Raw genomic sequence first — 23658 nt, 5'->3', positions numbered from 1 at the left:
CCCTTCCTTATTTTCTGGAGGCCACGGTAAACGTAGTCTCCGTCTTGGCACCGTCCCCTGTCTCGACAACAAAACTCCATGTTCCTTCTGTTGTCCGAGTACCAACAAACCAATTCCATTCAATAATTCCATTCTCATCTGCGGTGGCCCAGCCGATGTGCTTCGCAGAACTTTCACCTGACTTGTAAAATATCGTTAAGTTGGCTGTCGCTCCTGGTTCTACCTTCACCTTGATCGTTGCATTGTTGCCTATGTATGCCGGGTCAGGCTTCGACAGTACCGTTGCTGAACCCGCAGTATCCCCGTCTCCTGCGCTGCCATCTGATCCTTCTCCGGTATCTCCAATCCATACCCGTTCTGCCGCAGCAGCCTGAATCCGAAGTGGTTTACTGAGAAAGGGGACTTTTATAGGCAATTCATAACTCAGTTCAAGTCGGAAGTATGGATTTGTTTTGTTTTTGAGATCTGGTATCGAAATACCATTCACATGAACACGTTCCATATTAAGCAGCGTTGGCTCGATAAAAGGTTGAAGCAGCGGTTTTACCGTGGGATCAAGTACGGTTTCCAAGACGGATGTTTTGATCTCCTGTAGTGGCTGTTCACCACTGGCGGCCGCTGAACGTACCCAATCACTTAAAGGCTCGGGTAGAGAAGAAGCATAACCTTCTGCCCATTCCGTCAGTGATAACTCTGGTATCTTCCAGCCCCCTCCTGAACCTTCTCCGCCGGCAGAATCAGAAGGTGTGAATGCAAGGGATACGGGATATATTTTCGTTGACAATTGCTTCACCGCTTCACCCGCCGTGCTCTGTAACGCTGTGGAGATTAGAGTCATTTGCACTATGAAGATGAGAAACATGATAAAGAATAGAAAGACAGGTAACACCAGTGAAGCTTCCAGAACCATGCTACCCTGTTCCTTTTTTGGAGAACATATCTGCTTTTTGAGAGACTTCAAACGCTGCAATCTGATTATTCGTGTTAAACGAATCTGCTTTTGTGCGCTTTCTTTTTCATAATGTTGCTGCTTATCCATAATCCCTCCACCGAAACGATCCTAATTATTCAATAGGAATAATCCGCCTTCCGCTCAATGAAAAATCGCCCATCTTCAACCTGATCCTCACTACCCATAACTGCACCTATGCTTTTAACCACCCCTGGTAAAAACCACAGCTTGATGCTACTACGCATGTTACCCGAAGCATACGTCTGTTTCTCATCTGGATTCACACCGGTATTCAATCGAATTAGCGCCAGCATTCTGGACATTTTGCGTTCATTGTTGCTATGCATCAATAGGAACAATCGGAGATGGTCCCTGTACGTCAGTTTGACTTTGATATACTTGGACAATTCCACACTGCCCTCTTTTGCTAGTTTCACCATATCCGCGATGGCGTTTGTAATCCCATATAAGATTGCCGCCGATAAAACCAGAAGTGGATTCCCAAGCTTGCTGTGCTCAATTAACCCTTCTGCCGTCCGAATAGCCAGCCGCATACCAAATATCTCCGCATATGCCGCAGCGATGTTACCCGAAGGATTATGAAACCCGTAGACGATATACTCCAGTTCCTGATTCTCCAGTTTGAAAACATCACCAGCATCTCCACTACCTTCAGTCCAGGTAAATAACTGACCAAAATCCATGGAGTTGAAATAGGCTAAAGCATATTCATTCTGAAACAATTCGTCGCCAAGACTGTCCAGCAGACCGGACATCCCGCCAAACAAACTGTCCATCCCCTTCATGGCATCGCCACCAGAGTCATAGGGATCTCCAGCAATCTCTGCCTTTTTGGCTTCCTCACGACTAGCCTCGTTAAAAGCAATATTAGCGTTGTAATATTCCTCCAACTGTTTGAAAGCGTCCATGGAACCCGAGCTTCCATTCTGAATCTGCGACAAGATTCGTTTGACTTCCTTCAATTTCCCTTTGGATTCTTTGTCATTTGCTTTGCGCTGGGCATCCGACCCACGACCACTCTCCAGCTGCTGTTTACTCTGTTGGATGAGATTGGCAGGACCGCTACGTACATAGGTGTCCATATATCGTTCCGTAACCTGACTTGCCTGTCTGACCGTCGGTTTAATCGGAACACCGCTCATGGCCATGACACTGCGAAGCTGTGTATTCAATTCCATGTTGTCTCTTCTGACGTTAGAGAAGTCCGAATTCTGGGAAACAACCCGTGCCTTCAATTGATCAAATAGGCTATCTGCCCTCACAAGCTCCGAAGCAAGAGAACGTGTGCTTTTAGCTTCACTGCCTGATCCAGTAGATGCAGGACTCGTCCCAGGCAAATTCGAGTTGCCGACGTTGTCATAGCTCGCATTCTGCGAACGGTTCTCCCCCTCCGCGATCACAAGTTTCATTTCCTCATTGATCTTGCGCGCTTCTTCGATTTTGGACTGTGCTTTCTCCAGCTTCGTTTGATGGGCCTGTAACGCGGGCTGTATGATCATGCTGATGCCTGTCACCACATTACCAACACCAGTCCGATAACGAGCCAGTTCCAATATGTATTGTTGCTCTCTGAACGGCAGCCCCTCATCCGCCTGTTTCTTGTTCAGATAATCTGCATAACGTGCAGCTGCCTCGGCAGCTGTCTCTGGTGTATCTTCCAGCATCTCTTCATAGATGGCCGGTGAAGGCGGGTCCATGATCAACTTCGGAAGATTCTTCAGTTTCTCCGCGGATTCCGTCTGATTAGCAATGGCTTCATCCAGTAATTCTTCACGTTTGTCATATAACTTCTGTAATTTTTTCAGCAAGTCTACCGTGTGTGCAGCTTCCTTCATCTCGTCTGATATCGGTTTGAACCGATTGATCACTTCAAGGGTAAAATCAACCGGAGCCCGATACTTCATATCCTCCTGAATCTGGCGATTAAATATATCGTATCCGCCCAGTTCACGCTCCATGCTCAGCGAAGTTGTATCCCACTGGATATCCAGAATGGGAAATCCATCTTTTACAGCTGAAGGCTTCACGCTATCATTCAACACTTTAGCCATAATTGCATCCCCACCGCTGTCCCCATACCCGAATAAACCATACTCCCGGAGTGATGTGTCATAGGCTGACATGACGGATCTCATCGCAGCATGAGTCATGCGTTCGGTCTGCACCTTGAATGCCGCTATACGAGCGTAATCAATAAATATTGCGACAAACATATAAACTCCGGCCAATATTAATATTAAAAAAAGGGTTACGGCCCCCGACTCACCGTCTTTTTTTCTAAACAGCTCCGCCCTCCTCCTTTTCTCACTTTTTGCTTTTGCCAAAATGCTGCACAACCTGTCCGGCTTCTGCCGCTGTACTGGTCGCCGCACCGCCTTTCCCTTTAAACTTGGCTGCATAATACCGGATTAAATCTACCGTTCGAATGAATTCAACCGGTTCAACCACTGCGGACGATCCTTGAGTGAGGACACGGTTACCTGAATCGAACAAAAAAGAAGGAAGAGGCAAAGATATTACTTGTTCCAGCTTGGTTGTTACTTTCCGCTGAATCAGAGAATTCTGATACTCAATCGTTCCTTTCATAGCTGAGGGCATATGTTGCACCGCTTGTGCTAATTTCTGTTCCGAGAGATTGCCACCTTCACCACCAGGTATAGAGACGCTAACCTGATTATCCGCTCCCGCCCAACCAAACAGTGCTCCAAGCATACGATCGTCCGTCAGTCTCCAGTACAGATTGTCATGTTCTCCAACACCATATTCACCTGTCATCGCCTGTTTGTGGCTGTTGTCCCAGCTATAGGCTGAACGTTCGGAAGCCGCATAAGCATGTTGATTCAGGAATGTCTTTTGATACATGTACATGGTAAAGAAGAGCAACAACACAAGAATAAACAGCACGACAGGGAAGATCAGGGAGGCTTCAACGGTGAAGCTCCCTTCTTCCTTTTTCAGCCTGTTAACCCGGGAAAAAATCATTACTTTTTGTGTCCACCTTGTTAAGAAGACCCGTTACTATGCGTTCAATTTCCTTCCTGAATAACAGCGCAATAATGATAATAACCCCGATAATCAGAATCAGCTCCAACGTGCCGAGTCCGTCCTCTTCTTTCCAAAATGCGCTTACCTTGTTTTTTAACACTTCCATCATCCCAATTCCTCCTACATATTCATCATCATAAAAGCAGGTGCCCCGATCATGACCACAATCGTAAAAAAGATTAGTACCATCGGAAACACCAGTTTGGAAGAAGCCTGTTCTCCCTTCGACCGACTAACAGCCTTGCGTTTCTCCCACAACACATGTGACAGATCCCGCAGCGCCAATACAAAGTCACCTCCCCCACGCCGGAAATTCAGCAGTACCGTCGTCGTGAAAATCGTCACTTCCTGCACGCCACAGCGGCGGCTGAACTGTTCAAATGATTGTTGAAATGAGTAACCATTATTCCAATCTCCCACGGTCTTTCTGAGTTCGTTGTACAGCGGATGATCCCGTTCTCCCTGGCTTGTCACACAGTGAACGATGGCACGCTGAACGGTCTCCCCAGCGCCTACCAGCAGAACAATTCGATTCAATAGCTCGGGCAGCTCCATGAGGATGTCCTGATCTCTTCGTTGGACCTTGGTATTGAGGTCTTTATAGAGTGCAAAAGGTAACGCGATACCCAACGCAAGTCCACCTACCATGCCTCCAATGCCCATATCTCCAACGAGTGTTAACAGACAACCTATCAGCAACATGAGCCACGTATAGGTCAGCATTTCAGCACAATAGAGCATCGTTTTCTCCCCACTGTGCTGTATGCCATACATTTTCTGAATGGCATGTTGCATTCGAAACATGAGCACAGGCAATCTGCGTCCAATCTCGAACTTGTCCAATAGAAACAGGAAAGGTCCATGCAATTTCTTCAGTCGTAATCCTTCCATATCCAGCTTGCGCAGATGCCGGTAGGTCTGTCCCCGGGTTCGATCCAGCACCAGCCATCCCGCTCCGAGCATCCCTGCGACTATAACGGGAAGCAGCATCGTTTCAGCTCCTTATACTTTGATATCCATAATTCGAGTAACCCACAGATAACAGCAGGCCAGTACTGCCAATGCACCACTAGAGATGAGGTACCCCATCCCGCTATATAACGGCTCCATAAAGTCCTTGGCGGTCAGATTGAGGAATATCAGAAAAATAAATGGAGCGGCAAACATCACCTTTGATTCGAACTTTTTCTGCGATACCGCGACCATAATATCCTGCTGAATGTCCAGCTTCTCACCAATCACCGCAGAGGTACGACGCACAACCTCAACCAGATCCCCGCCAGTTCGTTTGCACGTAATGAACACATCTGCAAAGTTCGTAATATCTTCAATCTGCGCCCGATCCGAAAAATCCTGTAGTGCCTCTTCGATTGGTTGTCCATACTCCATCCGTGTCCGCAATATCGTGAACTCACGAATCAGATCGGTATCCGCTTCCGGGTTCAACATCCGCAGATCCTCTACGGATTCCTTGAATCCATTTTCCACCGATTTTCCTGCTGCCAGTGCCGAAGATAATGCATATAATGCTTGCTTAAAATGTAAACTGAGTGTCATTCTTTTTCGTTCCAACAGCACTTTAGTCCAATGTTTTGGTACCCATATGCAACCCGCAGCCAGGATCGCTCCAGCCAACCAGTGATGGTAGAACAGAATTCCGATGCCAAAAAACAGCAGACCACTAATCAGCATACAGACCATTCGTTGTCTCCGGGAAAGCGTATATACGGTGTAATCCGTCAACATCTGTCTGGCTTCACCCAACAGTAATCACCTTCCAATGGCTTTAATTCACGTTGTTATCTGATGAATCTATATCAACACTATATTGTTCTATGTATTCATCCAGCCATTCCCCGAGCCCAGCCATCTGAATTTTATCCACCTGATTCAACCTTCCAACCTGTACTAACCCGCCAATAATTTTGCCTTCACGCTCTTCTTGTTCCTGGAAACGAAACAGTGGATTCAGCATAACCTCACCGTCCTGCATGCCAATCACTTCACTAATCTCTGTCACCCGCCGTGAGCGGTCTCGTAGCCGGGACAGATGTACAAAAATATCGATTGCTGAACTAATCTGCTGCCTTACAACCGCAATAGGAAGATCGGCACCGCTAAGCACCATCGTTTCGAGTCTGCTAATCATGTCCGAGATGGTATTCGCGTGCCCTGTAGACAAAGATCCATCATGGCCAGTGTTCATGGCCTGTAACATATCCAGCGCTTCTGCGCCCCTGACTTCCCCAATCACAATCCGGTTCGGACGCATCCGTAAGGAAGATTTGATCAGATCCCGAATAGATATCTGTCCCTTGCCTTCGGTGTTTGCATTCCGCGTTTCCAGCGATACCAGATTGGGTACCGTAACAATCTGTAACTCAGCCGAATCCTCAATGGTAATAATCCGCTCATCGGCAGGGATGAACTGTGATAATGCGTTCAGAAAGGTCGTTTTTCCCGATCCGGTCCCGCCTCCAATGAAGATGTTGTATTTGCTCCTTACCAACTGCTGCAATAATTCTGCCGCTTCTTCATGCAGGGCTCCCTTTTCAATCAGATCGGACATCTTCATCGGTTCACTGGGAAATTTACGAATCGTCATCGTGGGGCCTTTCAAGGCAATAGGAGGCAACACGATATTGACCCGCGAACCATCCTTTAAACGGGCATCTACGATTGGAGAAGACTCATTCACAATCCGGTTTACCCCGGACACAATCATCTGGATGATATCCTCGAGCCGTTCCCTTGACTCAAATTCAAGGGTGATCTGGCTGACTTCACCTTCCTGCTCCACAAAAATCTCCTTGTGACTATTGATCATAATTTCCGTAATATCGGGATGATCCACAAGTGGCTGCAAAATATCCAATCCACGAAAGGAGTCAAATAATCGCTGTACCAGCGTATGACGCTCTCCTGAGGTCAGATCATCCAGCTTCGGGTCAGTAAGAACTTTGCGTTCTATCCCCTGCCACAGTTCATCATCTCCTGCGGAAGAGGTTAAATCGAGGCCAGCCCTGACTTCCCTGCGCATCATCTGAAACTGTTCTTCACGATCCAGTATTCTATTGGATGAATCCGTCATAGTGCCCACCGATCCTGCTTCTGAATTCGTCCCGTCTGCTTCAATTCTTCTTCGCCATCTTGTACCAGCATGGCACATAATCTCTTCACTTCACGTTGGAAGATCGGAGAACTAAGCATGACTTCCTCCTGACTGAGTTGCTTCCAAGAAGGAATATAGGGCAACACTGCATCCAGATGCAGATCAGGGCGTGGGAGTACATTGACGACATTGTCCCGATATTTGTTAACCACAAAGCGTGAACGCTCGAGCATACTTTCGTACAAATCTGGCTTCGTACGCTCAGCATGCTGTAACCATTGTCCCCATCGATGCATGGCAGATATATCATCCTCAACCAACCAGACAAATGCATCTGTTGCATCCAGCACCCCTTCACTGCGCCCATCCCAACCGGAATCCCCATCCAGAATCAGCACGTCATACTGTCCACAATCCGTTAAATAACGAAGCAGATTCGACGTATCCTCACGAGTCATTTGCAACAGTTCTTTCCGATTCGATAATGGCCAGAACACATCGGATTTCAGCGCTTCATGCCGGACCACATATCCGTCTACGCCCTTCGATTGTACCTGTAACTGCTTGCCGGATTCCTTCCTGCCCACCTTCAGATCGTATAACAAGCGGGACAATCCCGTCTCCGCATCCGGGTGGCGCTGCCCACTTCTAGTTAGTCCCTTTTCCAGAAACGGGAGCGTGCTGTCCAGCGTCTCCAGATTAAGATAAAGAACAGCATATCCTGCAAGTCCCAATTGCTTCGCCATATGCAAGGCCACTGCCGTTTTGCCACTTCCACCCGAAGCGGATACTACACCGATGGAGAGAGTCTCTTGCCCCGGATGGTGAACCTTCTTACGGCGTGGCTGCCGGCAAGCATGCATCACAGCATCCAGCAAAGCAGGCAAGGGTTGATATTTCATCAGCCGCTTGGCCTCATCCACCTCTTCCATCCCTTCACTAAGCATTAGCCAAGGTACACCTGATACTTCTCCCCCGTTATTCAGCCAGTCATTCAGAAACTCCGGTTCCGCAATAACCAGATCCGGTAATTCTCGACCTTCTTGCTCTTTCATGTGATCCTTGAACGAATCCCCTTGGGAGAATGCTGTGAAACGCACATGAAGACCAGCCGAATTTCCCTGTACATAATCAATCCAAGCGCTAATGTAATCCCTATCCTTTGAAACCAGAACAACCTTCAGTACAATCAATTTCTCCTTCCCTCCCTGTCAAAAAGCACAAAAAAGCACCGTCCAATAACCGCATGAATATGCAGTATATGGACGGTGCTTCCGTCACGTGCTATGAATGTATGGATAATATAGCATACAATTTCTGGGGGAGCAAGGGATTTATTCTAACCCTTTTTCCTTAAGAGTTGTACGGTGAATCGAACTCAATAATGTTACGGTCCGGATCAAGTACAAAAATCTGCGCGAATCCAGCTACACTGTCAGGTCTCGCTTCATACTCAATTCCCTGCTGCTCCAGCCAGGCTATAGTCTCTGAATAACTGGTGACCCAGATCGCAAAGTGACCGTCTGTAGTATCAATCCCAGCCTCACGTAACGTGTGACCCTCCGGATGCTGAAGCAGATGAAGCTGCTGGCTGCCGATAGCGTACCATGTACCCGTGGAGCGGAAGGCTGGACGTTCAATCTCCTGCATGCCTAATAACCCCGAGTAGAACTTCTTCGCGATTTCCAGATCACGTACAGCCAGACTAACATGGTGGATGTGTGCATATTCAATCATCTTTTATATCCCCCTCTCTACTTCAATATGACTATACTATAACACCTTGAACCCTGACCATAATCTCCGCTAAACAGAAAAACACCCCTGATTCTAATCCGGTAAACCTCTCGGCTCACACAGATCTAGTTCAGAGGTGCTCTGCAAACGGCATACATTGATGCTTGCTTACCGCATTAAATCATCTTCAGCACATTTGGCATAACCAAATTATTTAGCGCTATCCAATGCTTCTTGTGGAATCTTGATCTCTTCCACTTGATCGTGGTTAGAAAATGTACTGTTCATCTTCATGTCCATCGTCATTTTCTGTCCATTCTGTTCCATCTCCATGACCATGTTTACATCCGTACCTGCAGGCAGATAGGTTTCCTTGTTAATCATATATTTCATCTTCATGCTTGTAATATTCATTTGTTCAAGCATCGCTTGGGTCTGGGCATTCGATCCGTTTTGCTCCATCACGGCTTTGGCCAGTTCCTTTACGTTATCACCGGATACGTCAGCGTTAATCACATAATTGTCGCCTTCTTCGGTCACTTCAGTATCTTCTTCAATCTTTTTGAATTGCTCCAATTCACCTTCGGGATTCATGCTTGCTTTCATCTGCTCCACCAATTCTTTGGTTTGAGCTTCAGGAATTTTAACCCATTGTTCTCCCACTTGTGAATAGATCATATCTGAAGTGATGTATTGCTTTACATTCTGCGCTTCCTGCCCAGACATTTCCATTTTCATCTCTTGGTAGATCATCATTGGATCTTTGATGATATCCATTTTGAGCGATGTTTTAACCTGTTGATCCTGTGACTGTTCACCAGCATCCAGTTTCAGATTCTGATCAATGTTTGCTTCAGTTGTGAAGCTTTTCATTTCTTTGGTTGCTGCATTCGTTTTGGTAATCAACTCATCCAGGGTAGGGATCTTTGTTTCCTGCTCCGCAGGTGTATTACCCTCATTAGATGTTTCATTGTTGGTCGCTGGCGGCGTTGCCGTGTTGTCTGTGTCGTTTCCGCATGCTGCCAAGCTTACTGCTAATAATGCCCCGATAATTAATGTAGTCCACTTCTTCAAGTTGTTTTCCTCCCAAAATAGATATGATCTGTAGTCATTACCCAATTATTTCCGCTATTAATCATCAAATTTGGATACAATGTGTCGCACGAGACTTTTTCACAGAAATCGATCTTTGATCTCCGGTGTAGGCAACATACACGCTTCATCCTTGCCAAACCAGCGATAACGGTTGCGAGCAACCCAGTTATAGACTGCATTACGAATAAATTTCGGTATGATGATGAACACATATAACAACGGATAAGGAAACTTTAGACCCTTAGCCAATCGCAGTGCGGCGGTTGAACGTGTATAGTATTTTCCATTTTCAATCAGAACAAAGGTGTCCATACTGTCTGTCGACAAATTTCCCTTCGCCAGCAGTTCCTTGGCTACATCCGATTGAAGCGATGCAAAATGATATTTTCCTTCCGGGTCACGCTTGATAATCCATTTGGTTAAGCCCTGGCAGAAGTGACAGACACCATCCACCAGTACGATCGGATGTCCCTGATGCACATCTGTTTGATTTGCTGTCATATTGGCTGCCTCCTATTGTTGCGGTTAGAGTAACTTACCCAATCTGGGCCATCTTGTTCACTAATTCTAAATTTATTTCTAGAGGTAGTTCAAAAAGAATGAACACCGCTCTTTTTGAACACGCATTAATGGGAAATAAAAGAAAAAGAGCGCAGGCATTGTGCCCACGCTCGTATCTGTCCGACAATTACTCCGTAACTGCCTTTTCCATCCATTGGTCATCGATCATCTGTTGATGCAGGTCACTTGCCCACTGGTCCATACATTTGCAAATGAAATCTTTGCGACATACTGGACAAGGGGTTTTCTGCAGACGGCTGATATTGGTCATCTTCCATTCCGGGGAACGGGTGTAGAATACACGGCATTTTGTACCGTCTACCAAATTCATTTTGAATTCATACAATCCGTCTTCCTTGTTACCATAAGCTAATTCTAAATCTGCAATACGCGGTCTATAAGACATGGATATCACCTGTTTAATTCAAATTTGGTTCATGCAATGACACTACTCAGTACTAAGTTATATTAAAGAAAATTCAGATCAATGTCAACTCGCGCATGTCTACCCGCCAAACAGAATATCCAGAATCGTCCCTACCTGTCCCTGTTTTTTCCCTTTCAAGACATCCGGATCAAATACTTCAACATACCCGCAGGAAGCACAAGCCACGAACAAGTAGTGATTATGCTGTATATCAAACATCTTACTCAGGCCTGCTCCTGACATGGAAACTTCCTTAATGTTACAATCCGTACCCCTGCATTTTGTGCACACAAATCGCCGCTCGATCATCTCTTCAATACTCATCTTCGTTCCCCCTTTATGGAATGTGTAGCATGAAGTGAGAGTGCAATTATGTAAAATAGTACGCGATCTGGCATCTAATCTCCTGCATCATGTCCTTATATGATAATCAACACAAAACCCTGCCGATTGCCAGCAGGGCTTTGTAGTCGAACATCAGGTATCTGGGATACCCTGCTCTATATGTTCCCTTTACTTACCAGGAGTCAAATCTTAAACTACGTTTAATACAACATCAATGTTGCCGCGTGTTGCTTTGGAATATGGACAGAAATCATGCGCCTTGCGGGCCAGTTCCTCTGCTTGACTGTGATCTACACCAGGCATGCTAACGTCCAGACGAACAGACAGCTGGAAACCGTCATCCGCAGGGTCTTTACCAATGGATACGTTACTTGTAACGACCACATCCTCCAATTTCACACCTGCTTTGCGTGCTACATTGGCAAGGGCACTTTCATAACATGCTCCATATCCAGCGGCAAAAAGTTGCTCAGGGTTAGTACCTTCACCACCGGAGCCACCAAGCTCTTTTGGCATTTTCAGATCATGCTTAAGCACGCCATCCGAAGAAGTCACCGAACCTGTACGTCCACCTTTAACTGTCGCTACTGCTGTATATAAAGCTTCCATTCAGAATCTCTCCCTTATCCATATAGTTTTTTACTGCCTTCCTTTCAATTTAAACTTCTGGCTCATTTTGAAACGCAATTTTGTATCTTTATCAGCTTTTACAACTTTATTATTTTCATGCATTTCAATGCCATGGCTGTATTTTCCCTAAGGTTGGGTAATATACGAAGGGGCATATTCAAGCTACAACCGAAATTTTGTGCTGATACATAAAAGTTGCACTAGACAAAAATAATTGAAGGAGTACAATGTAACAATAAACATAAAAATTTAGATATATCATGAGCGGTTTGTACCGCATCAATATCTCCAAATCAATAATTCAAAGTCAGGTGATTATCGTATGAGTAAAAAAAATCCGTTCAACGCTCCTTCAAGAGAATCATTGTCTACTGCGGGCATGACCCCTTCCCTTGGAGAAGCACATAGTTCCATGAAAGTTCCGCAGAATGCTGCATGGTGGAAGAAATTCCTCGCCTTTGTAGGCCCAGGATACCTTGTTGCCGTAGGTTACATGGACCCGGGGAACTGGGCAACAGATATCGCAGGCGGCTCGCAGTTCGGGTATACCTTGTTATCCGTTATCCTGTTATCGAACCTGATGGCCGTTGTCCTTCAGTCGCTGGCTGGCAAGCTCGGTATCGTCACTGGACGGGATCTGGCTCAAGCCTGTCGTGAACGATTTAGCATGCCTGTTGTTATGATGTTATGGATTCTGTGTGAGCTTGCCATTGCAGCTACCGATCTGGCTGAAGTCATTGGTTCTGCCATCGCATTAAAACTGTTATTTAACATCCCCATGTTATACGGCGTTATCATCACCGCAGTTGATGTACTCCTGATTCTTGTTCTGCAAAACAAAGGCTTCCGCGCTTTGGAAACTCTCGTCATTGTGCTGATGGCAACCATCGCCCTCTGCTTCGGGATTGATCTGTTTCTGGCAAAACCGGATATGGGCGGTGTTCTCCATGGTTTTGTACCAAATGTTGAGATTCTGCAAAACCCGGCCATGCTCTATATTGCCATTGGTATTATCGGAGCAACCGTGATGCCGCATAATCTGTACCTGCATTCTTCCATTGTGCAGACCCGTCAGATCGAACAGACACCACAGGGCAAAAAAGAAGCCATTCGGTACTCGACCATGGATTCTACGATTGCGCTGACACTGGCCCTGTTCATCAATGCAGCCATCCTGATTGTATCTGCTGCTGTATTCCACAGTGCTGGTATGACGCAGGTTGCTGAGATCGCTGATGCCTATCATCTGCTGACACCTCTATTAGGTACTACGGTTGCAAGTATTCTGTTCGGTGTGGCGCTGTTAGCATCAGGTCAGAACTCTACCCTTACAGGTACACTCGCTGGACAGATCGTTATGGAAGGTTTCCTGAACATTCGAATTCCGGCTTGGCTGCGCAGACTGGTCACACGTCTGATCGCCATCATCCCGGCGGTAATTGTGACAGCCATTGCAGGAGAACATGGCACAGAAGAACTGCTCATTTTGAGCCAGGTCGTGCTGTCGCTTCAATTGCCCTTTGCTGTAATTCCCCTGGTGATGTTCACAAGTGATAAAAAAAGCATGGGTGCATTCGCCAACAAATTGTGGCTCAAAATCATCTCATGGGTCATTGCCGCGATTATCGTTGTGCTGAATGTATATCTGATCATTCAGACGATCCGGTTGTTCTAATCTCATTTTAATTGGCTAAATACTAAAAGGCTGATCAACTCCGGTATGCTATACCCAAGTTGATCAGCCTTTATTGTTGCAATCCAATAAACAACCATCTGAATCTAATCCTGATTTGGCATCAGTAACGGCAGGAGTTGATCCAATGAATCAACAGTCCAATCCGCACGTTGGTCATCCGATAGCTCTGGCTGGAATCTTCCGTAACCCTGCATAATTCGAATCGTACGCATGCCCAGCTTCCGAGCAGGTATAATGTCGTTATCGATCCGATCTCCGATCATGACGGCTTCCTCCGGTTCACAACCGGCCTGCTTCAAGGCCACAGCGTATAACTCAGGGTCTGGCTTGGACACTCCTTCTTCAGCTGAACATGCCAGAACATCAACATACTTCCGCAAGCCGTAACTCTCCAGTCTCTCTTCCGTTCCAGGACTCTGATTGGCAATAATGCCAATGCGATAATGCCGTGACAACTGCTGAAGAACAAAATCTGCTGAAGGAAAAGGACGTTCAAGATCTTTTTGAAACTTCAGCTTGTCCTGAATCTGTTTCTGATGCCCCTCGTCTTCAACAAATGTGCGAATTGCCACTCTCATAGGCCATTGCTCATATTTTCGGTAACAGTTCGCGAACAGTTCGCGTACCGCCTCAATCTTCACCGGATACCCCAAAGCACAAGCTTCACGGACAAACTGTCCGATAATATCATCAACCGGCTCCCATTCATCCACCAGCGTATCTCCAACATCAAAAAACAACCATTTCAATCCACCTACATCCGGCACGCCAATTCCTCCTTGTAAGCATAAAAAAGAAGACTCACCATCCTGCATGAGTCTCCTCAAACTTCCGTTTATCGATGAATCAATTTCATAATACCTTGAGTAAATTCTGAAATTGATTCTAATACATTCAATTATAACAGGCACCTTACACCTGAGCAATCACAAGCTATGGCATTAACCATTGAGGAGAAAGCCAACTTCCCCATTGAGCGAATATACAATTCGGTCTGCGCCCATGCCCCGATAGATGCCCTTAGGATGACTCTGCTCCGTAATGACGCACAGGGATTTCGATGTCCATGAACGGCAGATCTGTAAATAACGACAGGTCAGATTCAGGCTGTTCTCGAAAATAAACACGTTGCCTACGCTGCCCTGCGGCAAAAACCATTTTTGAGCTGCAGCCGTATTCATGCGAATGACATGTTCTACTCCGATTCTACGGAGTCTTCGCTCTTCCCCTGCACTGTTGGTTAGAACGGCAAACGGCATTTTTTTGTACATCAGCAATTTGATAAATTTACGTCCTGCTTCATTTGGAGCAGTCACTAAGATCATCTCAGTATCCATCATTCGTTCCTCCCTTGGCGTGAAAAGACAACAAAAAAGAAGCGTGGGGGACCAAGGCCTCCCGAACGCTTCTTAAATAACCCATGGCGAAAACACCATGAACCAGCGTACGGCTTGTTGCCTCTCCCTTTAACGCTTACGAGGTTAGCTGACGGATTCGGGCGCGAGAGTCGCCCTATTTCCGGCTGTCACCGGAAAATTCACCCCATGAATGCCCACTGTCCTGGACAGCGCATTCCGTTGGTTCCCCCGTTTCCCATTCATTAATGAATGGAAACTCAGCGATTAAAACATCGTTCGTATATCTTAAGGATAAGATCGAGCGATATTATCGTTTGTTTCGTTTTTCAAGTACATTTTAGTTTAAATTGAAATTACGTTATGAATCATACACCCGTGCCATGTCGGTGTAAAGTCCGCCCAGATCACCAAATCGGCAGATTTTTGCCAATTCCTATCCATAATAACGCTTACAACAAAGTTATACTCTATCTATCTCTTCAAGGCTATCTAATTCTCACTCTGGCGTAAATCACTTCGCAATTCATTCACGTATTCTGCACAACTTGCCTGTTTTGATTCTTTTAACACCATATTAGTTTTGCAATATTTAATTGCAACCAATATAATAGAAGATATAAGAGTAAATAAATGGAGGCGATTTAGATGACAGTCTACGATTACAAAGTGAATACCCTTCGCGGTCAAGAAGTTGAAATGTCCGACTACCGTGACAAAGTGCTCCTGATTGTGAATACGGCAAGCTCATGCGGCCTTACCCCTCAATTCAAAGGTCTGCAAGAATTGCAAGACAAGTTTCAAGATGCTCCATTTGAAGTGCTTGGTTTCCCAAGCAACCAGTTTGCACAGGAAAAAGGATCTTCCGACGATATTGCCGAGTTCTGTCAGATGAATTATGGCGTGAGCTTCCCCATGTTTGAGAAAATTGATGTGAACGGTTCAAGCGCCCACCCTCTTTTCCAACACCTTAGCACAGAGGCTCCTGGCCTGCTCGGCTCCAAAGCAATCAAATGGAATTTCACCAAATTCCTCGTGGATCAGAACGGACAGGTCATTAAACGTTATGCTCCCAAAACAACACCGGACAAGATTGAAGAAGATATCAAGAACTTACTTCAAAAATAATACACAGGCCACCCGTAGCCGGAAGGTAGAGCAACATTCCTCCGGTAATGGATGGCCTTTTTTCAACCCAGATGTCATACTGTTCGAAAAAGACAAAAAAAAGAAGCTTCCCATTAATGGAAAGCTTCTTTTTAATCGTTCATATGATGCGGTCGAGAGGACTCGAACCTCCACGGGCATACGCCCACTACCCCCTCAAGATAGCGTGTCTGCCATTCCACCACGACCGCATGTCGTAAATAATCGGCAACAGAATTGATTATACCGGATTCAGAACTAAAAGTAAAGTATTTTTTAATACTTCTTTTTCAGCTAGGCATTTTCATCAAAAATCGCATAATCTCGTCATCTTTACCCATGAACTGCATATGATTAGATTTGATCCCCTCTTTTTCGGTAAGAGCCGATCTTGTTGATTCATTTATATATAGTCCTTCCTTATATATAGTCCTCCATGAACTTCACCACATAAATAACACAATAAGTTATATAAAATAACACAAATATTAAATTCCAGATTTAATCCATTAATTTCACGGATACTATTGACAAAAAGCGGACATTTATGGGATGATAACTATCATATAATTCGGATTTTTAAACATAAAGCAAACAAAAAGGAATATAAATGTCACTTTAAGTGACATTTAACGAACACAGGAGGCGAATGATTGTGAACCGTGGGAATAAGCTGCTCGATTATGTCAAACTGCTTGATTCCTCTATTCAGGTTGGAGGGTTCACCCATTCCTTCGGCATGGATATCCATATCAGGGAGGGTACCATTCGTAATGCTGAAGATCTCGAATCATTCATGCGTTGTCAGTTGCATCCGAGCATCGTTCGTCTTGAAGGTATGGCCATCAAAGGCATCTATACCGCAGCAGATCACAAGGATACATGGCGGATAGCTCTGATCGACAAGCTTGTCCATGTTCAGCGAACCCCTGGAGATCTCAGAGAACAAGCTGCCGCCATGGGTAAACGATTGATCAGACTCGCACGCGCTCTGCACCCCTGGATTGAATTCAGCCAGCTCGAACAGATCTTTGCCAAATATGATTCGGTTGGCTGCCTCTCCACTGTTCACGCCTGGATTAACCACCACCTCGACATCCCGGTCGAGGAGGCGGTCCTTGGTTACCTGCATTCAGCCATGAATGCCTGCATAACCGAAGCCTCCAAAGTCATTCCCCTGAACAACGATACAACCAAGGATCTGATGGTCCGCCTGGCCACAGATCTGGAGAATGAATGGAAGACCGTCAGCGCCTCGGCTGCGGATGGACTGGCACAGCCAACCTCGATGTCCATGAAATCGTTTTTCCCCAGTTTCCATATGCTTGGAGCTGGACTTCATGCCTACAGGGCCTAATCCTCTTCCTCCTCATATCTACTACCCTTCATTCAGACAAACTAAAAACACGCGGCAACCTCCTTGCCGACGTGTTTTTTGTCATTTTATTTGTTTTATTTTCGCATTTACGCCATTTATGATCACAAAATACACTTTTTTCCGTCTTTTTTAATTGTTAGATGACGAATTTACGTATATAATGAAACATACAGCTCGCATTTCTATATATTCTACATGAAGAAAGGGCGGCTGAATACTACATTCTAACCAGGGGTGAACCCTTTTGAACAAGAAAAAACCAGTTACTCCGTTCGGATGGGCCATCAAACGACGGCTAACCGAACTTCAAGTGGACCAGAAGACCTTTTGTGAACAGCATGGCATCCCACCCTATCGTTTATCCAATCTCATTCACGGCACACGCAAAGCAACCCGATTCAGGCACCTGGTCGCTGATATTTTGGACATTCCAGATGAACTGAGATAAGATTTCTGCCAAAGGAGGGTCTCATCCATGAGACATGTTACATCCGATCTGGAGAGGCTATCGTTCCAGTCCATACGTCACCAGCTCATCATCGTTGATGACAATTGGATTATCCAAAGTTGTAACCGTGCCTGGCAACAGGGACTCGGTCAATGCTCACCAAACCCGGATATACACAGTAGTCATAGACATTACCTGCATCTGACGGAAGCCTGGGCAAAACGAGGCAAGAACGCTAACATGGCACTTGTCGCACAGAATTTGAAAGAACGCGGAATACCCTTTAATCGAAATCATACATATGACATCTGCGTGTATACTGTATACAACGAAAAGAGGTGGTTTCGTGTAGAACTCACCCCTCTATCTTATGCAAATTCAATTCTGGATACCGATCTCGCTTTAATTGCACACATGGATATTACCGAACAAAGAAAGACAGAACACCAATTGAAGAAGGCATTGTCTGAAGTGCGCACATTGCGCGGACTGTTGCCTATTTGCGCCGTCTGCAAACAAATCAAGGACGAAGAGGAACACTGGAACTCCGTTGAGAGTTATCTGGAGAAGCATACCCACGCCGAATTCACCCATGACATCTGTCCGGAATGCATCCGGCGGTTATATCCGAAATACTCGAATATCCTGGACAAGCGTTCCTGAAACCTCTCTCCACTCGCCGACTAACTACAACTATACGGAGAGATGATGTTCAAACTGCGACATATCCAGTTCTTGCGGTGTCCCATGCAGGGTTATGGTTCCTTTGTCCATGATATAGATGTAATCTGCGGCACTTCGTACAAAATCAATACTCTGCTCTACCAGCAGAACCGAGAGGTTCCCCTTTGCCTTGAGCTGCAAAATAACCTGCCGAATGTCCTCCACGATAGAAGGCTGGATGCCTTCTGTCGGCTCATCCAGTAGCAACAACCCCGGACGCGAAGCCAATGCCCGGGCGAATGCCAACTGTTGCTGCTGTCCACCACTCAGATCCCCGCCCTGCCGTCCATACATCGTAGCAAGCACTGGGAACATCGCCAGTACATCCTCCGGGAACGTTTTTACTCCCGGTGCACTTGTCTCCAGACCGAGCAATAAGTTTTCTTTCACCGTAAGCTGCGGGAAAATCTCCCGCCCCTGCGGTACATAACCAATCCCTGCCCTTGCCCGCTTGGCTGAGTCCAAGGTGGATAACTCCTGATTTTGCCACTGAATACTGCCCTTGCGTGATTTGAGCAACCCCATTAATGTTTTCATCAACGTTGTTTTCCCTACACCGTTACGACCCATCAGACACACCACCTGTCCGGGCTGTACATCCAGGTTCACACCACGAAGCACATTGCTTTCCCCGTAGCCGGATTCAATTCGTTGCAACGACAGCATGGTCATCCCTCCTTTTGCCCAGATACACTTCTGCCACTTTCGGGTCTGCCTGTACCTCCGCCATCGTACCTTCCTTCAGTAGTTTCCCTTCATGCATCACCGTTACCTTGGCTGCGAACTCTCGCACAAACTCCATATCATGCTCCACCACCACAACCGAGCGTTCACGCGCAATCTCTTGCAGAAGTCGCCCGGTCTTGTGTGTTTCTTCATCCGTCATGCCTGCGGCTGGTTCGTCCAGCAACAACACCCGTGGCTCCTGCAGAAGCAACATGCCAATCTCCAGCCACTGCTTCTCCCCATGTGATAACGCTCCTGCACGAGCATCAACGCGGTCTTGCAGACCAATCTGGAGGGTAACATGCTCCATGGCAGCACTCATTTTCCCATATCGACGAATACCGATGGCTTGCAAAGGGGAACGGCGAGTCTCCGCCGCCAGCGTCAGATTCTCCTGCACCGTCAGACCTGCAAAGATCGATGGCGCCTGGAATTTTCGTCCCACACCTTTGCGAACAATCTGGTGCTCCTTCAGTCGTGTTAATTCTGTGCCATCCGCCATCTTCACCGAGCCGGACACGGGTTTTGTTTTGCCACATATCACATCCAGCATCGTTGTTTTCCCTGCACCATTGGGTCCGATTAAAAAATGCAGGTCATGTTCATGCAACTTCAGGTTCATGCCTTTGACAGCAACGAACCCACCAAAAGCCACCGTAATATCCTCGGCTACCAACACCGCTGATTCTTCAGTAGACTTTAGGTTTTTCCCGAGTGACTTGGACATGCGCACTCTCTCCTCTCCGCTTCAGCAAGCGAACGACATGACGATATACACCTACAATACCGTTTGGCATGAACAAAACTACCGTTACAAAGAGCCCACCAATGACAAACAGCCACCCTTCAGGGTAAGCCTCGCTTATGCCTGTTTTGGCTGCATTCAGCACCACTGCTCCGATGACCGCTCCAATAAGCGTACCGCGACCACCCAATGCAACCCACAGGACCATCTCAATGGAGGGTACAATCCCCATCATCGATGGCGAGATAATACCCACCTGAAGAACAAACAACATGCCCGCGATGCCTGCAAGCGCACCGGAAAAAGCAAAAGCCAGCGTTTTATATCCTGCCGGATCATATCCGAGGAATCGCACCCGATTCTCTCCATCACGCGCAGCTTCGAGCACTTGGCCGAACCGACTGTTCACCATTCGACGACAGAGCACATACGCGATCACCAGAACAGCAAGCGTTATATAGTAGAGAGCAATCGTCGTTCCAGCGGAATGAAGTGTAAAACCAAAGATCGAATTATATCCGGTGATGCCATTTGTCCCACCCGTCCATTCCTGTTTACCAACAAAGAGTGTTACCATAATAAGAACCAAAGCTTGAGTCAGGATGGTAAAATAAACACCGGTGATCCGGTTGCGGAACGTAAACCACCCCAGAGCAAAGGCAAGCAATGCTGGAAGGGCTATCCCCAATAACAGCGCCACCGGGAAAGAGCGAAATGGTTCCCAGAACCACGGCAGACCACTGAGACCACTCCATCCCATGAAGTCAGGAAGCGTTGCTCCACTAGCCTGAAGCTTCAGATACATCGCCATCGCGTACCCACCCAGACCAAAGAACACCCCATGCCCAAGACTTAGCACACCCCCATATCCCCAGATCAGATCGAGACCGATGGCCAGGATTGCTAGCGCCAAAAACTTGGCTAACAGACTCAGACGAAACTCCGTGGAGATTAGTGGAGCAAGACACATCATGATCAGTACAACCGCCCAGATGATTCTCATTTTCAGACTGCCAGTCTTGAGTAATGCCGACATGAACTAACCCCCTTTTTCACGTTAATCGAGACTCCGTGTGCGCATCGCGACCAATCCGCGTGGTTTCCATTGCAGGAAAGCAACGATACATACAAACACAAGCACCTTGCCAATGGAGGCCGAGGTATAGGTTTCGAACAGCGTGTTGAACATACCAATCCCCAATGCACCACACACGGTTCCAACCAATTTCCCAACGCCACCCAGAACAACGACCATGAACGCATCCACAATATAATACGTACCAAGCGAAGGACCAATCGGACCAATGAGCGTTAATGCACAGCCAGCAATTCCGGCAATGCCCGAACCAATCGCAAAGGTCATGCCATCCACCCGCCGGGTCGAAATCCCAAGACACCCCGCCATGCTCCGATTCTGCATCACAGCCCTCATTCGTCTTCCGGAAGATGTTCGATAGATATAGAGATACATACACAGCAGCACCACCGCAACCAGTGCGATAATGAAAATTCGTTTATACGGAAATACAATACCATCCGAGATCGCCAATCCCCCATTGAGCCAAGCCGGACTGGATACTCCCACGTTTGGCGCTCCGAATATCGTACGGGCCAGTTGTTGCAGCATCATGCCTACACCCCATGTCGCAAGCAGACTATCAAGCGGCCTGCCATACAGATGCCTGATCAGAACCACTTCAAGCAACCAGCCAATTAGAGCCGCTACAATGAACGCAATCGGCAGAGCCACAACAAAATAGGCACCAAACCACGTTGCTGGAGCATAGGACATGAACAGATTTTGTGTTACATATGTTGCATATGCACCGATCATGATCAGTTCACCGTGAGCCATATTGATGACATTCATCAGCCCAAACGTTACTGCAAGCCCCAATGCAATCAACAACAGAATTGAACTGATACTCAGACCATTGAACATCTGCAGGATAAACATATCCATCGCTATCCCCTCCTCCATACCGTGACTCTCGATATTTCACATGAATTCAATTAGCGGCAGTAACATTTTTTAACATCACAGTAACGCTTTACCGCGATACGGTAAGAGGATGTGTTGTCACACCCTCGTTTATGTTTCGGCTGCTTTGAAGCGAGTTGCCTGTTTTATTGCGAGGTTTCTATGTTATTTAGCGCTGAGGGTTGCTCCCCATTCATACGTTTTCAGATAAGGGTCCGGCTTGACAGGCTCACCAGAATTCCACAATTCCTTGAACTGCCCATCCTCCTGCACCTCACCGATCCGTACGGTTTTGTAGATATGCTGATTCTCTCCATCCACGGTTACCTTACCTTCCGGGGCATCAAACTCCAGACCCTTGGCAGCTGCCTTCACCTTCTCCACGTCGGTTGATCCTGCTTTTTCCACCGCCGCCTTCCAGAGATAAACCGCCACATATCCCGCTTCAATCGGATCAGCTGTCACTCGATCAGCACCGTATTTTTCTTTATACTTGGCAACAAATGTTGCATTCTCAGGTGTATCCGTTGTCTGATAATAATTCCACGAAGCCAGATGCCCCTTCAATACGTCTGCGCCAATACCACGGATTTCTTCCTCCGCCACACTTACCGAGAGGGTCGTCATCTGATCCGAGGAGATTCCGGCATCCTTCAATTGTTTGAAGAAGGCCACATTGCTATCTCCGTTCAGCGTATTGTATACAATATCCGGCTTCGCAGCTTTGATTTTGCTAATGATGGTACTGTAATCGGTATGGCCCAGCGGTGTGTATTCTTCACCCACTACTTGGCCGCCTTCTGCTGCGAGTTGTGCCTTAATGACCTGATTGGCCGTTTTTGGGAATACATAATCTGAACCGAGCAGATAAAATGTCTTGCCCCTGTTCTCCAGTAACCAGGTTACGGATGGAACGATCTGCTGATTGGTTGTTGCTCCTGTATAAAAAATATTTGGCGACGATTCCAATCCCTCATATTGCACCGGGTAAAATAATAGACCTTTATTCTGTTCAAACACCGGGAGCATAGCCTTCCGACTTGCAGAGGTCCATCCACCAAATACAGCAGCGACCTTATCCTGTTGCAGTAACTTTCCAGCCTTCTCCGCAAAAGTAGGCCAATCCGAAGCGCCATCCTCAATTACAGGCTCAATCTGTTTACCCAAAACTCCGCCCGCGGCGTTAATCTCTTCAATGGCAAGCATCTCCGCATCTTTAACAGATACTTCACTGATCGCCATCGTTCCGCTGAGAGAGTGAAGAATGCCAACTTTAATCGGTTCACCGGATGCAGCCGGCTCTCCTGTACCACCTGAACCCGAAGCTTCAGGCGGCGCAGTGCCCTCCACACATCCTGTCATCACAATGACCGCACCCAGCAAAATACTCCATAACTTGACCGACCTCTTCTTCAATAGCCTACACTCCCTTTTTTTAGTCTATTGACGAACATTAAGGTCATTTGCGTCCGAAATGTTCGTTGATCCAAATTATGGAGGGTTCCTCTCTCCATGTCAATATAGCTTACATAATT

At 46.6% G+C, this 23658-nt stretch carries 26 protein-coding genes, 1 tRNA gene and 1 riboswitch; of the genes, 5 read left to right on the top strand and 22 right to left on the bottom strand.

The genetic code is table 11. The features are described from left to right. Positions 1–7: 7 nt before the first annotated feature. The 14 genes from AC1DE7_RS00545 to AC1DE7_RS00480 form a co-directional block, all read right to left on the bottom strand. The gene (locus AC1DE7_RS00545; protein WP_051447179.1) at positions 8–1039 is read right to left on the bottom strand and encodes a hypothetical protein; all 1032 of its coding nucleotides are present in this window, start codon (positions 1037–1039) and stop codon (positions 8–10) included. 29 nt (positions 1040–1068) lie between these two features. Next, positions 1069–3186, bottom strand: coding sequence for a hypothetical protein (locus AC1DE7_RS00540; protein WP_477533525.1), 2118 nt, complete (start codon positions 3184–3186; stop codon positions 1069–1071). A 91-nt stretch (positions 3187–3277) separates the two neighbouring features. Next, the gene (locus AC1DE7_RS00535) at positions 3278–3955 is read right to left on the bottom strand and encodes a TadE/TadG family type IV pilus assembly protein (protein WP_282319038.1); all 678 of its coding nucleotides are present in this window, start codon (positions 3953–3955) and stop codon (positions 3278–3280) included. Continuing rightward, positions 3936–4127, bottom strand: coding sequence for a Flp1 family type IVb pilin (locus tag AC1DE7_RS00530; RefSeq protein WP_282319039.1), 192 nt, complete (start codon positions 4125–4127; stop codon positions 3936–3938). Before AC1DE7_RS00530 ends, AC1DE7_RS00535 begins: the two co-directional genes overlap by 20 nt. An 11-nt stretch (positions 4128–4138) precedes the next feature. After that, a complete protein-coding gene (locus AC1DE7_RS00525; RefSeq protein WP_282319040.1) occupies positions 4139–5008 on the bottom strand; it encodes a type II secretion system F family protein in 870 nt (289 codons plus the stop codon). 12 nt (positions 5009–5020) lie between these two features. Further along, entirely contained in the window at positions 5021–5764 is a 744-nt protein-coding gene (locus AC1DE7_RS00520; protein ID WP_051153986.1) for a type II secretion system F family protein, read from the bottom strand. A 40-nt stretch (positions 5765–5804) separates the two neighbouring features. Next, positions 5805–7109, bottom strand: a complete 1305-nt coding sequence (locus AC1DE7_RS00515; protein ID WP_127544236.1) for a TadA family conjugal transfer-associated ATPase — start codon at positions 7107–7109, stop codon at positions 5805–5807. After that, on the bottom strand, positions 7106–8323 hold the full coding sequence (locus AC1DE7_RS00510; protein WP_477533524.1) for a nucleotide-binding protein: 1218 nt from the start codon (positions 8321–8323) through the stop codon (positions 7106–7108). Before AC1DE7_RS00510 ends, AC1DE7_RS00515 begins: the two co-directional genes overlap by 4 nt. 160 nt (positions 8324–8483) lie before the next feature. Then, positions 8484–8867 (bottom strand): VOC family protein, encoded by a 384-nt coding sequence (locus AC1DE7_RS00505; RefSeq protein ID WP_036610809.1) that lies wholly within the window; start codon positions 8865–8867, stop codon positions 8484–8486. A gap of 210 nt (positions 8868–9077) precedes the next feature. Next, entirely contained in the window at positions 9078–9941 is an 864-nt protein-coding gene (locus AC1DE7_RS00500) for a DUF6612 family protein (protein WP_253506412.1), read from the bottom strand. 99 nt (positions 9942–10040) lie between these two features. After that, entirely contained in the window at positions 10041–10463 is a 423-nt protein-coding gene (locus AC1DE7_RS00495) for a thiol-disulfide oxidoreductase DCC family protein (protein ID WP_036610812.1), read from the bottom strand. A gap of 187 nt (positions 10464–10650) precedes the next feature. Next, positions 10651–10929, bottom strand: coding sequence for a hypothetical protein (locus tag AC1DE7_RS00490; protein ID WP_036610814.1), 279 nt, complete (start codon positions 10927–10929; stop codon positions 10651–10653). 99 nt (positions 10930–11028) lie between these two features. After that, positions 11029–11274, bottom strand: a complete 246-nt coding sequence (locus AC1DE7_RS00485; protein WP_036610816.1) for a zinc ribbon domain-containing protein — start codon at positions 11272–11274, stop codon at positions 11029–11031. A gap of 210 nt (positions 11275–11484) precedes the next feature. Continuing rightward, complete coding sequence (locus AC1DE7_RS00480; RefSeq protein WP_036610819.1) at positions 11485–11904, bottom strand: organic hydroperoxide resistance protein; 420 nt, start codon at positions 11902–11904, stop codon at positions 11485–11487. Between the two features lie 400 nt (positions 11905–12304). Between AC1DE7_RS00480 and AC1DE7_RS00475 the strand changes: the two genes are divergently transcribed. Continuing rightward, a complete protein-coding gene (locus tag AC1DE7_RS00475; RefSeq protein ID WP_036611122.1) occupies positions 12305–13600 on the top strand; it encodes an Nramp family divalent metal transporter in 1296 nt (431 codons plus the stop codon). 104 nt (positions 13601–13704) lie between these two features. Here AC1DE7_RS00475 and AC1DE7_RS00470 read toward each other — a convergent pair whose 3' ends face one another. Both AC1DE7_RS00470 and AC1DE7_RS00465 read right to left on the bottom strand, forming a co-directional pair. Further along, positions 13705–14388 (bottom strand): HAD family hydrolase, encoded by a 684-nt coding sequence (locus AC1DE7_RS00470; protein WP_076327258.1) that lies wholly within the window; start codon positions 14386–14388, stop codon positions 13705–13707. Positions 14389–14562: 174 nt separating this feature from the next. Next, positions 14563–14958 (bottom strand): HAD family hydrolase, encoded by a 396-nt coding sequence (locus tag AC1DE7_RS00465; RefSeq protein ID WP_017690008.1) that lies wholly within the window; start codon positions 14956–14958, stop codon positions 14563–14565. 118 nt (positions 14959–15076) lie between these two features. Continuing rightward, positions 15077–15252: riboswitch (cyclic di-AMP (ydaO/yuaA leader) on the bottom strand. Between the two features lie 372 nt (positions 15253–15624). Between AC1DE7_RS00465 and AC1DE7_RS00460 the strand changes: the two genes are divergently transcribed. Beyond that, positions 15625–16104, top strand: coding sequence for a glutathione peroxidase (locus tag AC1DE7_RS00460; protein WP_036610823.1), 480 nt, complete (start codon positions 15625–15627; stop codon positions 16102–16104). A 147-nt stretch (positions 16105–16251) separates the two neighbouring features. Here the strand turns inward: AC1DE7_RS00460 and AC1DE7_RS00455 are convergent. Continuing rightward, positions 16252–16334: transfer RNA gene (locus tag AC1DE7_RS00455), tRNA-Leu, on the bottom strand. Between the two features lie 443 nt (positions 16335–16777). On the opposite strand from AC1DE7_RS00455, the gene AC1DE7_RS00450 reads away from it, so the two are divergent. The 3 genes from AC1DE7_RS00450 (at position 16778) to AC1DE7_RS00440 (ending at position 18611) form a co-directional block, all read left to right on the top strand. Beyond that, positions 16778–17479, top strand: a complete 702-nt coding sequence (locus AC1DE7_RS00450; RefSeq protein WP_162158974.1) for an urease accessory protein UreF — start codon at positions 16778–16780, stop codon at positions 17477–17479. A gap of 265 nt (positions 17480–17744) precedes the next feature. Further along, on the top strand, positions 17745–17948 hold the full coding sequence (locus AC1DE7_RS00445) for a hypothetical protein (protein WP_017690011.1): 204 nt from the start codon (positions 17745–17747) through the stop codon (positions 17946–17948). 27 nt (positions 17949–17975) lie between these two features. After that, positions 17976–18611 carry a nitrogen regulation protein NR(II) gene (locus tag AC1DE7_RS00440; RefSeq protein ID WP_253506406.1) on the top strand — a complete coding sequence of 212 codons (636 nt, stop codon included), beginning with the start codon at positions 17976–17978 and terminating at the stop codon, positions 18609–18611. A 30-nt stretch (positions 18612–18641) separates the two neighbouring features. Here the strand turns inward: AC1DE7_RS00440 and urtE are convergent, their stop codons facing one another. The 5 genes from urtE to urtA all read right to left on the bottom strand — a co-directional run bounded on the left by urtE (position 18642) and on the right by urtA (position 23539). Beyond that, entirely contained in the window at positions 18642–19337 is a 696-nt protein-coding gene (gene urtE / locus AC1DE7_RS00435) for an urea ABC transporter ATP-binding subunit UrtE (RefSeq protein WP_127544204.1), read from the bottom strand. Further along, positions 19315–20124 (bottom strand): urea ABC transporter ATP-binding protein UrtD, encoded by an 810-nt coding sequence (urtD, locus tag AC1DE7_RS00430; protein ID WP_477533523.1) that lies wholly within the window; start codon positions 20122–20124, stop codon positions 19315–19317. Before urtD ends, urtE begins: the two co-directional genes overlap by 23 nt. Beyond that, a complete protein-coding gene (gene urtC, locus AC1DE7_RS00425) occupies positions 20087–21178 on the bottom strand; it encodes an urea ABC transporter permease subunit UrtC (RefSeq protein WP_076319163.1) in 1092 nt (363 codons plus the stop codon). Before urtC ends, urtD begins: the two co-directional genes overlap by 38 nt. A 21-nt stretch (positions 21179–21199) precedes the next feature. Next, positions 21200–22105 (bottom strand): urea ABC transporter permease subunit UrtB, encoded by a 906-nt coding sequence (urtB, locus tag AC1DE7_RS00420; RefSeq protein WP_101314096.1) that lies wholly within the window; start codon positions 22103–22105, stop codon positions 21200–21202. 183 nt (positions 22106–22288) lie between these two features. Continuing rightward, positions 22289–23539, bottom strand: coding sequence for an urea ABC transporter substrate-binding protein (gene urtA, locus AC1DE7_RS00415; protein WP_282319054.1), 1251 nt, complete (start codon positions 23537–23539; stop codon positions 22289–22291). Between the last annotated feature and the right edge of the window lie 119 nt (positions 23540–23658).

The sequence above is a fragment of the Paenibacillus sp. 10L310 genome, from assembly GCF_056395745.1.
This window is presented reverse-complemented; position numbering and strand designations above follow the sequence as displayed.

Bases quoted from the DNA above. Each gene is read 5' to 3' on its own strand.
- AC1DE7_RS00545 (WP_051447179.1), bottom strand. From the start codon at position 1,039: ATGGATAAGCAGCAACATTATGAAAAAGAAAGCGCACAAAAGCAGATT.
- AC1DE7_RS00540 (WP_477533525.1), bottom strand. From the start codon at position 3,186: ATGTTTGTCGCAATATTTATTGATTACGCTCGTATAGCGGCATTCAAG.
- AC1DE7_RS00535 (WP_282319038.1), bottom strand. From the start codon at position 3,955: ATGATTTTTTCCCGGGTTAACAGGCTGAAAAAGGAAGAAGGGAGCTTC.
- AC1DE7_RS00530 (WP_282319039.1), bottom strand. From the start codon at position 4,127: ATGATGGAAGTGTTAAAAAACAAGGTAAGCGCATTTTGGAAAGAAGAG.
- AC1DE7_RS00525 (WP_282319040.1), bottom strand. From the start codon at position 5,008: ATGCTGCTTCCCGTTATAGTCGCAGGGATGCTCGGAGCGGGATGGCTG.
- AC1DE7_RS00520 (WP_051153986.1), bottom strand. From the start codon at position 5,764: ATGTTGACGGATTACACCGTATATACGCTTTCCCGGAGACAACGAATG.
- AC1DE7_RS00515 (WP_127544236.1), bottom strand. From the start codon at position 7,109: ATGACGGATTCATCCAATAGAATACTGGATCGTGAAGAACAGTTTCAG.
- AC1DE7_RS00505 (WP_036610809.1), bottom strand. From the start codon at position 8,867: ATGATTGAATATGCACACATCCACCATGTTAGTCTGGCTGTACGTGAT.
- AC1DE7_RS00495 (WP_036610812.1), bottom strand. From the start codon at position 10,463: ATGACAGCAAATCAAACAGATGTGCATCAGGGACATCCGATCGTACTG.
- AC1DE7_RS00490 (WP_036610814.1), bottom strand. From the start codon at position 10,929: ATGTCTTATAGACCGCGTATTGCAGATTTAGAATTAGCTTATGGTAAC.
- AC1DE7_RS00485 (WP_036610816.1), bottom strand. From the start codon at position 11,274: ATGAGTATTGAAGAGATGATCGAGCGGCGATTTGTGTGCACAAAATGC.
- AC1DE7_RS00480 (WP_036610819.1), bottom strand. From the start codon at position 11,904: ATGGAAGCTTTATATACAGCAGTAGCGACAGTTAAAGGTGGACGTACA.
- AC1DE7_RS00475 (WP_036611122.1), top strand. From the start codon at position 12,305: ATGACCCCTTCCCTTGGAGAAGCACATAGTTCCATGAAAGTTCCGCAG.
- AC1DE7_RS00465 (WP_017690008.1), bottom strand. From the start codon at position 14,958: ATGGATACTGAGATGATCTTAGTGACTGCTCCAAATGAAGCAGGACGT.
- AC1DE7_RS00460 (WP_036610823.1), top strand. From the start codon at position 15,625: ATGACAGTCTACGATTACAAAGTGAATACCCTTCGCGGTCAAGAAGTT.
- AC1DE7_RS00440 (WP_253506406.1), top strand. From the start codon at position 17,976: ATGAGACATGTTACATCCGATCTGGAGAGGCTATCGTTCCAGTCCATA.
- urtE (WP_127544204.1), bottom strand. From the start codon at position 19,337: ATGCTGTCGTTGCAACGAATTGAATCCGGCTACGGGGAAAGCAATGTG.
- urtD (WP_477533523.1), bottom strand. From the start codon at position 20,124: ATGTCCAAGTCACTCGGGAAAAACCTAAAGTCTACTGAAGAATCAGCG.
- urtC (WP_076319163.1), bottom strand. From the start codon at position 21,178: ATGTCGGCATTACTCAAGACTGGCAGTCTGAAAATGAGAATCATCTGG.
- urtB (WP_101314096.1), bottom strand. From the start codon at position 22,105: ATGGATATGTTTATCCTGCAGATGTTCAATGGTCTGAGTATCAGTTCA.